A 13,792-nucleotide genomic window follows, 5' to 3' on the forward strand; every position below is an offset into this window, starting at 1 on the left:
CCCTTATAGAGACAGGCGTTGCTGCGATTTTTGTCAACTGTTTTCGATCTAGAGCGAACTAATCAATTAAATCTATTGCCAGATAAGGATTGAGTCGATTTATGTTACCCTATCGAACCATACCAAGTAACGAAGAACCAATTTTAGTAGATTCAAACCTTATTGTCAATTCAATTAAAGAGGAAACTATGGTTTTCAAACGAGATGCAGACTATTATGAAAAACAAGCTCAAAAATATGAAAAGCAAGCTAATGAATCCTTCAAAAAAGCTGAAGCTTATGATAAGAAAGCTCAACAACATGGTCAAATGACACCAGAATCCGTTAAATATACTTCTAAGTATCGAAAAGCCATGGAGGAAGGAACTGATAAAGAAAATAAAGCTAATCAAGCAAGAAGAAAAGCTGAAGAAATTCGTGGAAAAGAAAATGAGCGTTCTTCTGGACGTGGTAAATAATCTAATCGGGAGTTTTATTACTTATACGATCATTATTTTCTTGGTAAACCTTTGAATTTTCTTAACCACCATCATGAGCCTTATTAGTTTATTTCTTAATCTCACTGTTCAACTAATCACAATTACTCTAAAAATTACTTTCCAAATTTTAGCAGCAATTATTCAGTTACCTTTTATGTTATTTAATGGATTATTCTCAGGATCTTCAGGATTTTCTGCTCCCAATTTACAAGGTTTCAAAAAAAGAGGTAAATCATTAGGATTTGGAGCGCAACCCGAAGATCAAGGCAATGCTCACTGGGCAACAGATAGGGAAATTAAAGATGCTCATTTATATAGTTCAGTGGGATTAATTTTGGGTAAATCTTTATCCAATAATCAAGAATTTATTCGCTGGAATCCTGAAGGACATTTAATTACAATTGCTGGAACTGGTTCGGGTAAAGGGATCAGTACCGTTGTGCCGAATCTTCTTACCTATCCTGGGCCGATTGTGGTTACAGATCCCAAAGGAGAAAACTATGAAATTACTGCCAGAGCGCGAAAAGATATAGGACATAAAGTTTATTGTCTTGACCCTTTTAATGTATGTCCTAATGCCTCTAAAGCCCAATTTAACCCCTTAGATTTAATCGATCCCTCTAACCCTAATTTTGCCGATGAAGCCAAAATCTTAGCTGATTTATTAGTTTTACGCACAGGAGAAGAAAAAGACCCTCACTGGGATGACAAAGCCAGAGCTATTTTATCTGGAATTATTATGTTTGTTGCTTTCTTTTCTCCTAAAGGAAAACGTAATCTAGGAGAAGTCAGAAATATTGTTATGGCTTCTTCAGATAAGTGGGAAACGATTATAGAAACAATGGAATCAGCCACCGAAGCAGATGGATTAATTGCACGAACAGCAGTGATGATCGAAAGAATGGCGGATGAAGAACGCATGAGTGTTTTCTCTGCTATGGAAAAACATACTGAGTTTCTTGATTCTCGTCCTGTTGTCACTTCCTTAGCCAAAAGCAGTTTTAATATTTGGGATTTAAAAAATGGAAAAATTTCAATTTACTTTGTTTTACCTGCGGCTGAAATAGCCATGTATTCACGTTTATTAAGGGTTTGGATTGGCTCTTGTATTAGAGCAATGGTTAAAAAGCCCGGTAAACCCACTTATCCCACCTTATTTATGCTTGATGAAGCCGCCAATTTAGGTAAAATGGACTTAATTTCTCAAGGGGTTACTTACCTTAGAGGTTATGGCGTTACCTTATGGATTATTCTGCAAAACTTATCTCAACTTGAAGAACTTTATAACAAAGGTTGGGAAACTTTTCTGGGCAATACAGTTATTCAGCAATATTTTGGCATACAAGATATTAAAACCTCAGAATATGTCTCTAAAAAAGCTGGAAAAACCACGATTAGAGTATTAAGTACCAATGAAGGAAGAAACACAGGTGCTTCTAATAATCCTATTGGTTTTTCTATATCTAATTCCAGAGGGCGTTCTTCAGCATTAACTGTTTCTGAAACCCCACGTCCCTTAATTATGCCCGATGAAGTTACTCGTTTAAGTCCCGATGAAGCGATTATCTTTATGCGTGGAAAGCCCCCAATTCCTGTTCAGAAAGTTCCTTATTTTCTAGATCCCTTTTTTGCTGGAATGTATGACGATAATCCTTATCATCAATCTATGTAAGTTTTTTTTCCATTAACACAACCCAAAACCATTAGGAGAATATTATGTTTAACTCAAAAGGCTTTTTAAGCAAAAAACAACCTATAGAAGATGATATATTTCCCATGAATATTCTAATCGAAAACAGAGTTTCTAATGATGATTTAACAGATATTATTTCTCAAATACTTAACTTAGAAAGGAAAGATATTTTTGTTGTTGAAGATATCCAAGATTTGCGAATTAAAATTCCTAATAATATTAAAGTCATTTGTGAAACTATCAATATTGAAGGTGATTTCCGAACTTCTCTTAGTCTTTATCCTAAAAGTAAAATAGCGCAATATATTATCCAACAATTTTGCAATGAAAATCAATTAGCAAAAAAAATATGCGATATATTGAAATGCAATTGTTTAACCAAAAAGGAATCTTTATCAGATGAAGATTGTTATTGGTTAATTCAACATAACTCTGATGAACTCAGATATCTATATTTAGATTCTCAAAAATTAGATGAAGGTATTTATGTAATTGAAAAAAACTAGAAAGATATATGATCTATTTAAAATTATTATGGAGACAAACATGGATACTAATCAAAAATTTCCTCTAGGACGTAACCGAGAAGGAACACTAAATGATTTAAAAGAGCCGAAAGAATGTCATTATAATGATTGTATTTTGACAAGACAACAGAGAGATAATGTCAATCCAAAAAATGTTGTAGGTGACAGAAAAACAATTAAAGAGGATTTAGAAAAAATTAAAAAGGGTCAATTTGATAAAAAGGAGACATTACAAACAGAAACGGGAAATGTAACTCGATTTACAGTTCAAAATCGTTCCTATTTGACAACAGGAAGTGGTAAAATTTGTCCTGAAGCTGGTTCTCCAGGCACGACTCAACTTAATAAATGTCAAACTGGAATACTTTCAACATTAAATGAACGAGGATTATCATCAAACTCTAAGGAAATTCTGTTAAATAGACAAAATTCTAGTCCGCAAAATGTCGATAAAGCGATAGAAGTATGGCAAAAGGGTAAAGGGAAAAATGTAAGTTCTCAAGAGATAGATACTTGGAAACGTCAATATGCAAGCGAATATAAGAAGAAAAATTCACCAACTTTGACCCAGAGTAAAAGTCTTTCTCAAAGAAAAAGATGATAGTTTTATCAGGAATTGAAAGTTATTTTATTTAAGAGTCAAACTATTCTTATCTTCAAATCAAAATTATGAAAATGTTAAACTACCTAAAACTCCAAACTATTTTTTCAGAGAGAGCCTTTTTAGCAATTATCGCCGAAACCTATGAAAGCTCTAAAACAGAAACAGGTGGAATTTTCTTGGGAATAAAAACAGTTAATATATGGTACATTCTCGAAACATTAGATCCAGGCATACATCCTATTTTTCAACCCGGTTATTTTGAATATGATACTGAGTATATTAATCATTTATCTAAGAAAATAGGAAGATATTATCAGGAACCTATAGAACTTCTTGGACTTTGGCATAGACATCCTAGTAGTTTTGATTGTTTTTCACAAACTGATGATATAACAAATAAAAAATATGCTTCTCAAAATTCTGATGGAGCTATTTCTGCCCTAGTTAATCTTGACCCTGATTTCCGATTAACGATGTACCATGTTTTAATTGAACCCGATTCTTTATCACGCCCTCAATATACTAAAATTCCTATAGAAGTAGGCGACCACCTCATCCCAGAAAAATTTTTAACCCTCAAATCCTTCCCAGATTCCTTAGAAAATATTAATCAACATTGAAAATATAGCTATAATGAGAAAAATTATCTTCATAGATTATGCCAAGACTAAATACAAGTGATACAGTTAAAGAACAACTTTCTCTTTTGTTAAGAAGATTATTAACGTATGTAAACGGTGAATTAGTAGATCAAGCTTATTGGTCAGATAAAATAATCTATAACTGGTTGAAATATGATAAACCTCACCCAAAACTAATTGTCAAAACAGAATTAAAGGTTTTGGTAGATTTTTGCAACGCTGGTACTAAAAAAACATCAGTTATTTCCCTCACTACAATTCAGATGAGAAATGTTCTTGATGTTTTAAAAGATTGGGGAATTCTTACAGATAATCGCACGAATCCTCAAGGATCACGACAAAGGCACTTCACCCTCAACCTTTGGAGTTCATTTACAGAAGAAAATTTGTGGAAATTTGAGGAAGAATGGGATAAGCGTAAATCTCCCGGTCTTGAAAACTCATCAGTTAAAACAGAAATAAATTATGATAATTTCGGATTAATTCCTGATATTTCTCAGATTTATGGTAGAGAAAAAGAACTAGAATTATTAAAACAAAAGTTTTTTCAAAATAGTCCCCCGTGTAAAATTATCGGAATTTTCGGAATAGCAGGAATCGGAAAAACATCTCTTGTCTGTAAACTGATTGAGCAAATTCAAGAGGAATTTCCCCGTGTTATCTATTGGTCTTTTTTGAATCCTCCTTTACCCCTAGAATTTCTTGAAAATACCAGTAATATTATTTCACAGAATATTAGTTTTAAGACAGAAGATAAATTTAAAATAAAACTGATAAAATTTATCAAGATACTAGCCAAATATCGTTGTTTATTATTTTTAGATAATATTGATGCGATTATTGAGCATGAAAACTATCGAGAATATAGCGAAATTTTACAAGCAATTGGTCAGTCAAAGCACAATAGCTGTTTAATTATAACCAGTCGAAAAATTCCTCAAAAACTTGAATCGTTAGCGGGAAATAAAACTTCAACTTATTTCCGAGATTTACAAGGACTTGACTATCAAACTGGACGGCAAATTTTGAGAGATATTGACACCTTTCATGGTTCAGAGGATGAATGGCAATTTTTAATTCAACAAGTCTGTCACGGCAATCCTTTATTCATCAAATCTATCGCTCATCATATTCAACGAGTTCATCATAATAATCTCTCGGATTTTCTGTTAAAAGGGAATCTTCTGATAAAAAAAATTGAGTCTATTTTAAATTCTTACTTTCAGCAACTATCTAATTTAGAAAAAGCGATTATTTTTGAGTTAGCGATTAATCGAAATCCAGTTTCTTTGTCGGAACTAGAACATAATATTATCATTGAACCTGATGGTAAAAGTATCCAAGAAGGGATCAGATCATTATCTAGCAAAATTCTGTTAGATAAAAAAGATGACTACTTTACCATACATCCTCTACTGATTGAATATTTCACTCAAAAAATTATTACCATAGCAACCGAAGAAATCAAAACTCAAAAATTCCAATTATTAAAAAGTAATTCCTTGACTAAAACTACTGTTCCTGATTATCTAAGAAAGATTCAAATTAATGTTATTTTACACCCAATAATCAAGAACTTAATCCATGATTTTCAAGAAAACAATCTGGAAAGCAAACTAATTGATTGTTTAAAGACATTAAAACATCAACCTTCTGGACAAATTGGGGGCATTGCTGGCAATATTATTAACTTACTTAATATACTGAAAAATGGTCATTTAATCGGCTACGATTTTTCCCATATCCCTATTCGACAAGTCGATTTTTCAAACATTAGACTCAACCAAGTAGATTTTTCCTATTCACAGTTTTTTGACTGTATTTTCCCTCAAACTTGTGGCAGTATTTTATCAATTTCTTGCAGTCAGTTTAATCACTCTTTTCCAAGAGAAGAGCTTTTAGCAACTGGTGACAGTCATGGGATGATTTACCTCTGGAAAGTCAAACAAGACGGAAAATTAGAATTAAGCAAAAGTTTTCCTGCTCACGGAAGTTGGGTGTGGTCAGTAGCCTTAAATTCCGAGGGACAGTTACTAGCAAGTGGGGGACAAGATGGAATTGTTAAAATTTGGTCTATTACAACAGATCTATCTATAAATTGTCATTCTTTGCCCCACCCTTCTCAAAAACATCATGCTCCTATTAGAGCCGTTACTTTTAGTGCTGATAGTCAGTTTTTAGCCACAGGAAGTGAGGACAAAACCATCAAAATATGGTCAGTTGAAACAGGAGAATGTCTCCACACCCTTGAAGGACATCAAGAACGGGTGGGTGGTGTTGCTTTTAATCCAAATGGTCAACTTTTAGCCAGTGGCAGCGCTGATAAAACTATCAAAATATGGTCAGTTGACACGGGAGAATGTCTCCATACTCTTACAGGACACCAAGATTGGGTTTGGCAAGTTGCCTTTAGTTCCGATGGTCAACTTCTAGCCAGTGGAAGTGGGGATAAAACCATTAAAATATGGTCTATTATAGAAGGAGAATATCAAAATATTGATACTTTAACAGGACACGAAAGCTGGATTTGGTCAATTGCTTTTAGTCCAGACGGTCAATATATAGCCAGTGGGAGTGAAGATTTTACACTGCGATTATGGTCAGTAAAAACCAGAGAATGTCTTCAATGTTTTAGGGGATATGGCAATCGATTATCATCAATTACTTTCAGCACCGATAGTCAATATATTTTGAGTGGTTCTATAGATCGTTCGATCCGATTATGGTCTATCAAAAACCATAAATGTCTTCAACAGATTAATGGTCATACTGACTGGATCTGTTCAGTAGCTTTTAGTCCCGATGGAAAAACATTGATAAGTGGAAGCGGAGATCAAACGATTAGATTATGGTCAGGGGAAAGTGGCAAAGTAATTAAAATTTTACAAGAAAAAGATTATTGGGTTTTATTGCATCAAGTCGCGGTTAGTCCGAATGGTCAACTGATTGCTAGTACCAGTCACGATAACACCATCAAACTTTGGGATATTAGGACAGATGAAAAGTACACTTTTTCCCCAGAACATCAAAAGCGCGTATGGTCGATCGCTTTTAGTCCTAATAGTCAAATGCTGGTAAGTGGTAGTGGAGATAATTCTGTTAAGCTTTGGTCGGTTCCGAGAGGATTTTGTCTTAAAACTTTTGAGGAACATCAGGCCTGGGTATTATCAGTAAATTTTAGTCTTGATGGAAAATTAATAGCAACTGGTAGTGAAGATCGAACTATTAAACTCTGGTCTATTGAAGATAATATGACTCAATCTTTGCGAACTTTTAAAGGTCATCAAGGAAGAATCTGGTCTGTTGTCTTTAGCTCTGACGGTCAGCGATTAGCCAGTTCAAGTGATGATCAAACGGTCAAAGTTTGGCAAGTCAAAGATGGTAGATTAATTAATAGTTTTGAAGGTCATAAGTCTTGGGTATGGTCAGTAGCTTTTAGTCCCGATGGGAAGTTACTAGCAAGTGGGGGGGATGACGCAACGATCCGAATTTGGGATGTTGAAACAGGTGAACTTCATCAACTCCTGCGTGAACATACTAAAAGTGTCAGATCAGTCTGTTTTAGTCCCAACGGTAACACATTGGCCAGCGCAGGTGAAGACGAGACGATTAAACTTTGGAACCTAAAAACAGGAGAGTGTCAGAACACTTTACGCTCTCCTAGACTTTATGAACAAACAAATATTAAGGGAGTAGAAGGGTTGAATTATGAAACGAGCAACACCATGAAAATTTTAGGAGCTTTTCTGTCACGTTGAAAAGAAGATATAAGTTAGTCAAGGTAGTCTCAATGAGAGGTAATCCCGATCTGAAAATCCCTAAAACCCCACACCCCACTTCATAATTCATCATTCATAATTCATCATTCATCATTCATAATTCATCATTCATAATTCATCATTCATCATTCATCATTCATAATTCATCATTCATCATTCATAATTCATCATTCATCATTCATAATTCCCATGTAGTCTTAACGGGTTACTCCATCCACCACCGGACGGACATCGCTACCCTCAAAATAGCCGGGGTTGCCTGTCCAGTTGAAATCCGACACGCGGATGTTGAGTATTCCCAACTGCAGCACGGGGTTATAGCGCAAAATTAAACTATAGGTGCGACGACTCCATTCGAGAAAATATTCTGTACTGATTTCCTTAGCTTGATCGATACTATAAACACTCTGGAAACCCACACGAATCGGACCATATACCTGTTGATTTATACCGTAGGACATTGTTTGTTGATCAACAAAGCGATCAAAGAAAAAGGGTGATTGTCCGTTAACCAAACCCTGACTAAAACTGATATTAAACCCAGTATAGTCGAAAAAATTGCGGGAAAAACGCCCAAACTGCCCTAATAATCCCACGGTTCCCGTGACGGAATTTTGCGTCTCTCCGTTAGTGTAATAACCAGTGACACCAGTGACACCAGTGACAATAGCAATATAGGGTTGAACGGGAAGGGGAGAAAATCTTAAACCTTGGTCGGGAGTCGGTGGTAAAGTAGGGGCAGACCAGAGTAAAAAACTGCGATTGAGGGAGACAGCACCCTGAAAACGGCTTAAATTAGTAACATTATCCGTTGCATTGGCCGCTAAGAGATTACTGCGATCGGTGGGTGCGTTAATATTCTGAACAGAAGCTTGATAACTGAGTCTAATATCCGTATTCGGGATGACAATCACAGGTGAGGTCAAAATTGCCCCAAAACTGCTATTAACCGTCTGAAACCCTAAAGAACCGTTAAAGAGACGCTCGCGATAATTGTACTCCACATTGAGCAGATAGGGATCCTGCAACTGTCCGATCGTCTGTTGAAAGCGAATCTTAGAACGAACACTATTTTCGATCTGTTCCAAATCTAAATTAGAAAAAGAAGCTGTCGCTTGCAAAAACGAGCGCTCACCAAAATTAGTGGCAAAATTCCCCAATAAACCAAAAGCTTTCGGACTAAGGGGGGAAACTTCGCCACCTCCGGGGTTAGCTGAGGGAAAAGCATCGGGATTAAGGACTTTTTGAATTAAATATTGCGGTGTCAACTCAAAAATAGTCTTCGGTGTCTCCACTAAAGTTAGGGGACTTTCTACGAAAAATCCGCCCCGATCCTCCCCATCATAGCCCGGGGCAATTAAAAAAGGACGACGACGACGGCGATCAAACGTAAGACTATTAATAAAAGTGGGGGCCACTACCCGTTGATCGAAAACCAACTGGGAATTACTCATCCGCAACTCATCGGTAAAAGGGCCGGTACTGCGAAAAGTGGCGGAATTAGCCCGAACTTCCAACTCAGGGGGGGAAAAAGGGTCATTAGTCAAACGCACATTAGTGGCATTCCACACCTTACCATCAAAATTCAAGCGTTCGGCCTGAAAACGGACACGATTAATCGTTCCCCCCGATGGACTACTAATATTCTGTCGATCGCGCCGACTGGGATCCTGTCCCCCGACGACAAATTGAAAACCCTCTCCCGTCGTGATTCTCTGCAAGGGTTGATTTAATGCCAAACGATCAGTTAGGGTTCCAAAAGAACTACCGGCCCCCACATCCGTGGGCAGCGTTTGTCCTAAATCCCTAGCGGTGCTGGGTTGAAAAATCTCCCCATTGGCATTAAATACCACACCGCTATCCTGGACGAAATAATACTCAAAGCGATCGCCGCGCAGGATTTGATCTCCCCGGGTTAGGATCACTTGGCCCTCCGCTACCGCTAACTTTTCGGGAAGATTAATCTGTAAGCGATCGGCCGTTAGTACACTTTGGGCAAAACGCAGGGTGACATTACCTCTAGCGGTGATAATCTGCCGATTTTGGTCAAATTCCTGCTCATCGGCCACTAATTCTAGGGGTCTTTCCCCTTCTGGATTAACTGCATCGGTCTGAGCTAGGCTGTTATTGAGGGAAATCCAGTATTCTTGGCTGGTTTTTTCGCCTTTTTTCCTCACTAATAGCCGAGTCGAGCCATTTTTCTGGTTAAGAGCTTTTTGATTTAATCCTGAAACTATCTCGGTTTCGGGATGAATGGTGACATCAACGGCTGCGGGGGGTGGAGAATTCTGAACAGAAAGGGGTTTTCCTAAAGCTGCCGCATCACCCCCACTGCTAGGTAAAGGTTCTAAGGGAATACCCTGATCGGGAACCAAGGGTTTTACCTCGACGGTTTCCGGGGGTGGAGTGACGGTGAGGGGAATAGAAACGCTCTCTTCTGAAGGCTTTTTTGCCTCTAGAGGTGCTGGGGTGACAGGGAGGGGAACTACAGACGTGGGAATATTTTCAGAAACTTGGCGCTCCTCCGTTTCCGGTTCAGCTACAGTATTAATTAGGGCAGGTGGTTCAACAGCTAAGATAAAAAAAGACATGACTGCACGAGTCGGCGATCAAAATAGAGGACGAGCGAACCTCATTGATACTACCATGATCATTATTCCTAGGGAGACAGGGAAAGTTTAATAACTTGTTCCCTGTGCCTCTACCCTAGAACCGGTTTGTTAATTGTCTTCTACTCAAAGTCTTTGCGTCCGGGGTTACGGGTAGGATCGCCGGAAAGGAATCCAAAGATAAAAAGTAAGACAAAGAAGGAAACAACGATATAAACGGCGATTTTTAGGGTTAACATTACTAAGACGTTCTCCTTAGACTAGATTAATTCAATAACAGGGGTGAGCATACCTTGACCTACTTTACCCCATTTGGGCGATCCCTGAACAGAGAAAAGCGATCGGTCTTCAGTTATCAGTTATCAGTTATCAGTTATCAGTGAGCAGTTATCAGTGAGCGGTGAGCAGATGTGAGTTTTGGCTCTTCTAGGTTCTGTGTGATAAGTTTAACTTACAGAGGATTGATCGATCTTTGTGTCCTTTGTGTCTCTGTGGTTCGTTCCACTCACTGCCCCAAGACTGTATCTTAGAATACATTTTACCCACCAAACCTGGGAGAGCCGAGTGTTTAGTTTACTGATTACTGGGTACTGATCACTGAAAATACGACTAAATAGCCTATTTTTAGCCAATTTATGAATAATCTCGGTAAATTGTATGTGGTGGGAACGCCGATCGGCAATTTAGACGATCTGACTTTGCGGGCCCTGGCAACTCTCAAAAAAGTCTCTCTAATTGCTGCCGAAGATACCAGACACACAGGCAAATTATTACAGCATTTTGATATTCCGACCCCTCAAATTAGTTACCATGAACATAATCGCCTTTCCCGTCTCGATCAGTTATTAAATATTCTCAGCCAAGGTCAGGATATCGCTTTGGTTACTGATGCGGGAATGCCTGGGATTTCTGACCCGGGTTATGAGTTAATTAAAGCTTGTATAGAAGCTAATATCGAAGTGGTTCCCATCCCCGGAGTAACGGCGGTAATTACCGCTTTAGCGGTGTCGGGATTACCCACGGAAAGATTCTGTTTTGAAGGATTTCTTCCGGGTAAGGAAAAGCTGAGACAAGAGCGCGTAGAGGGTTTAAAAACTGAAACAAGAACGATGGTTTTTTATGAAGCACCTCACAAACTAATTAAGACTTTGGAGGATTTACGAGAAACTTTCGGCCCAACGAGAAAGATAGTTTTAGGTCGGGAATTAACCAAGCTTTACGAAGAAATTTGGCGAGGAACTATCGCCGAGGCGATTAATTTATATCAGGAGAATAAAACTCCTAAAGGGGAATTTACTATCGTAGTTATGGGCAAAGATAAAACCGATAATATCCAATTATCCGATGAGGAATTAAAACGGGAATTAAAACAAATTATCGAAGGAGGAGTTAATCGATCGCAAGCCAGCAGACAATTAGCACAGGTTACTAATTTATCCCGCAGTCGTTTATACAAATTAGCCCTAGAAATTTGATGATTATCAATTTTTATTTCCACCGCTAATCCTCGATTACTTAGCCGATTGAAGTAACAAAATTCCCCCAGCAGTTAATCCTAAAATGTTGGGCAACCAAGCGGCCATCAAGGGGGTTAAAACTCCGCCAATGCCTAAGGAACTGGTGACAAAAGATAGGAGATAATAGGAGAAAATTAGGACAATACAAATACCGAAACTGGTGGCTTTATTAGAATTTTGGGGACGCAATCCCAAGGCTGCCCCAATCATCCCAAAAACTAAACAAACAAAGGGTAAAGATATTTTCTGCTCGATTTGAACCTGCAATTTTCTAATTTTGGTGGGATTGCCGCTTAATTGCAGTATTTCTAAGTATTCCCGCGCTTGTCTGAGGGTCATTTCTGAACCATCTCGACCTCGAAAAGCTAAATCTAAAGGGGTACGCGGTAGGGCTAATTGTTGATGTTGAAAGCGGACAATATTACGATAGGAACCATTAGGATCAATTAGATAAATTGTGCCGTTATAAAAATCCCAGATATTTTTTTCAATATTCCAAGAAGCTGATTCTGAGGTAATAATTTGATTAACTTCCGGTTGAGTGCGATCAAGAATGGTTAAACCTAACATTTCTTGACCGTTAAATCTTTCGGCATAAAATAACCTTCTTAATACCGTTTGCGCTTCCCCTCCATCCGCTGGCCGCACTTTGCCGTATTCAGGATAAATAATATTATCTTCAATAAAAGATTTGCGATTTGGTCGCAGGGCTTTCGTCATGGTAGCATTAGCTTCATAACTGGCAGCTGGGGCCACATAATCATTAAAAACGTAGGTTAATCCTGTCACTATTAAACTTAGCACAATGGCGGGAATTATTAGGCGATAAACACTAATTCCAATACTTTTAAAAGCAATTAATTCGCTATCACTGGCTAAACGACTGTAGGCCATTAAAGCTGCTAAAAGTATTGACATGGGAAAGGCTAAAACAATAAACTCTGGCATTTTTAATAAGAGAATTTTTAGGGCCAAAGTAAAAGGTAAACCCGATTCAGTAATCCGTCGCACTAAATCAAATAAAGTGCCGATCGCCACTCCCAAGGAAGTGAATAAACCCATACCAAATAGAAAGGGTAATAATAACTCGACAAAAATATAGCGGTCTAAGATACTAAATCCGGGTATTCTACTTAAATTTCCTTGCCAATTGCCAACTTTCATGATATAATGCAGCAGTTTTTATTAATAACAATTATCTCAAAAAATTATCACCCAAATAATACTGACGCACCAGAGGATTATTATAAAGTTCTTCGCCACTTCCCGCCGCTAAAATCTGCCCTTCGCGCATAATATAAGCCCGATTAGTGATAGCCAAAGTTTCTCGCACATTGTGATCGGTAATTAAAATTCCCATCTGACGATCCCTTAAACCAGCAATCATCGCTTGAATCTCGGACACGGCGATCGGATCCACCCCGGCGAAAGGTTCATCTAATAATAAAAATCTTGGTCCGTTGACTCCCACCGCTAAAGCGCGAGCTAATTCCGTCCTCCTTCTTTCTCCTCCAGAAACGTAGGCCCCTTTAGTGCGAACAATCTTATCGAGGCGAAATTCTTTTAGTAAATCATAGAGACGATTTGCCCGTTGGGAAAAAGGAACTCCCGACTGTTCTAGGGCTAACTGAATATTTTCTGATACAGTTAAATAACGAAAAATACTGGCCTGCTGCGTCAGATAGCCAATACCCAGACGCGCCCTCTGATTAAGGGGTAATTTGGTAATTTCTTTTTGATCGAGCCAAACGCGCCCCAGATTCGGTTTAATTAATCCCGTGGCGATATAAAAAGTTGTGGTTTTCCCCGCACCATTTGGTCCTAATAACCCGACAATTTCCCCCGGGGCAACAGTAATACTCACCCGGTTAACCACGAGCCTTTTACCGTAGGATTTATGGATATTTTCTAATACTAAAGTCATCTTTATCCGGTGTTGGGAA

Annotated in this window: 11 protein-coding genes and 1 pseudogene; 7 read left to right on the forward strand and 5 right to left on the reverse strand. The window is 38.0% G+C overall.

What is annotated here, in order from left to right; genetic code table 11:
• The first annotated feature begins 101 nt into the window (after positions 1–101).
• From ACE1AQ_RS02415 to ACE1AQ_RS02435, 5 genes and pseudogenes are all read left to right on the forward strand, one after another.
• The gene (locus ACE1AQ_RS02415; RefSeq protein ID WP_110543441.1) at positions 102–458 is read left to right on the forward strand and encodes a hypothetical protein; all 357 of its coding nucleotides are present in this window, start codon (positions 102–104) and stop codon (positions 456–458) included.
• A 73-nt stretch (positions 459–531) separates the two neighbouring features.
• Complete coding sequence (locus ACE1AQ_RS02420) at positions 532–2,151, forward strand: type IV secretory system conjugative DNA transfer family protein (protein ID WP_110543443.1); 1,620 nt, start codon at positions 532–534, stop codon at positions 2,149–2,151.
• A gap of 44 nt (positions 2,152–2,195) precedes the next feature.
• The gene (locus tag ACE1AQ_RS02425) at positions 2,196–2,678 is read left to right on the forward strand and encodes a hypothetical protein (RefSeq protein ID WP_110543446.1); all 483 of its coding nucleotides are present in this window, start codon (positions 2,196–2,198) and stop codon (positions 2,676–2,678) included.
• Positions 2,679–2,718: 40 nt separating this feature from the next.
• Positions 2,719–3,300 carry a hypothetical protein gene (locus ACE1AQ_RS02430; RefSeq protein ID WP_149037197.1) on the forward strand — a complete coding sequence of 194 codons (582 nt, stop codon included), beginning with the start codon at positions 2,719–2,721 and terminating at the stop codon, positions 3,298–3,300.
• A 74-nt stretch (positions 3,301–3,374) separates the two neighbouring features.
• Positions 3,375–3,695 (forward strand): annotated as a pseudogene (locus tag ACE1AQ_RS02435) (Mov34/MPN/PAD-1 family protein); the annotation flags it as partial.
• Between the two features lie 52 nt (positions 3,696–3,747).
• On the opposite strand, the gene ACE1AQ_RS02440 reads toward ACE1AQ_RS02435, so the two are convergent.
• Positions 3,748–3,813, reverse strand: a complete 66-nt coding sequence (locus ACE1AQ_RS02440; RefSeq protein WP_223212376.1) for a tetracycline resistance efflux system leader peptide — start codon at positions 3,811–3,813, stop codon at positions 3,748–3,750.
• Positions 3,814–3,961: 148 nt separating this feature from the next.
• On the opposite strand from ACE1AQ_RS02440, the gene ACE1AQ_RS02445 reads away from it, so the two are divergent.
• Positions 3,962–7,702: a WD40 repeat domain-containing protein gene (locus ACE1AQ_RS02445; RefSeq protein WP_110543451.1), complete on the forward strand. Its 3,741-nt coding sequence runs from the start codon at positions 3,962–3,964 to the stop codon at positions 7,700–7,702.
• Positions 7,703–7,920: 218 nt separating this feature from the next.
• On the opposite strand, the gene ACE1AQ_RS02450 is transcribed toward ACE1AQ_RS02445, so the two are convergent.
• Complete coding sequence (locus tag ACE1AQ_RS02450) at positions 7,921–10,314, reverse strand: DUF3769 domain-containing protein (RefSeq protein ID WP_110543453.1); 2,394 nt, start codon at positions 10,312–10,314, stop codon at positions 7,921–7,923.
• A 140-nt stretch (positions 10,315–10,454) separates the two neighbouring features.
• Positions 10,455–10,571 carry a photosystem II reaction center protein I gene (locus ACE1AQ_RS02455; protein WP_002732356.1) on the reverse strand — a complete coding sequence of 39 codons (117 nt, stop codon included), beginning with the start codon at positions 10,569–10,571 and terminating at the stop codon, positions 10,455–10,457.
• Between the two features lie 396 nt (positions 10,572–10,967).
• Here ACE1AQ_RS02455 and rsmI point away from each other — a divergent pair, with 396 nt between their 5' ends.
• The gene (gene rsmI / locus ACE1AQ_RS02460; protein ID WP_110543456.1) at positions 10,968–11,807 is read left to right on the forward strand and encodes a 16S rRNA (cytidine(1402)-2'-O)-methyltransferase; all 840 of its coding nucleotides are present in this window, start codon (positions 10,968–10,970) and stop codon (positions 11,805–11,807) included.
• A gap of 36 nt (positions 11,808–11,843) precedes the next feature.
• Here the strand turns inward: rsmI and ACE1AQ_RS02465 are convergent, their stop codons facing one another.
• On the reverse strand, positions 11,844–13,013 hold the full coding sequence (locus tag ACE1AQ_RS02465; RefSeq protein WP_008195859.1) for an LptF/LptG family permease: 1,170 nt from the start codon (positions 13,011–13,013) through the stop codon (positions 11,844–11,846).
• A gap of 31 nt (positions 13,014–13,044) precedes the next feature.
• A complete protein-coding gene (gene lptB, locus ACE1AQ_RS02470; RefSeq protein WP_008195860.1) occupies positions 13,045–13,773 on the reverse strand; it encodes an LPS export ABC transporter ATP-binding protein in 729 nt (242 codons plus the stop codon).
• Positions 13,774–13,792: the final 19 nt, after the last annotated feature.

The organism is Microcystis sp. BLCC-F209 (genome assembly GCF_041928595.1).
In the GTDB taxonomy this organism is placed as follows: domain Bacteria; phylum Cyanobacteriota; class Cyanobacteriia; order Cyanobacteriales; family Microcystaceae; genus Microcystis.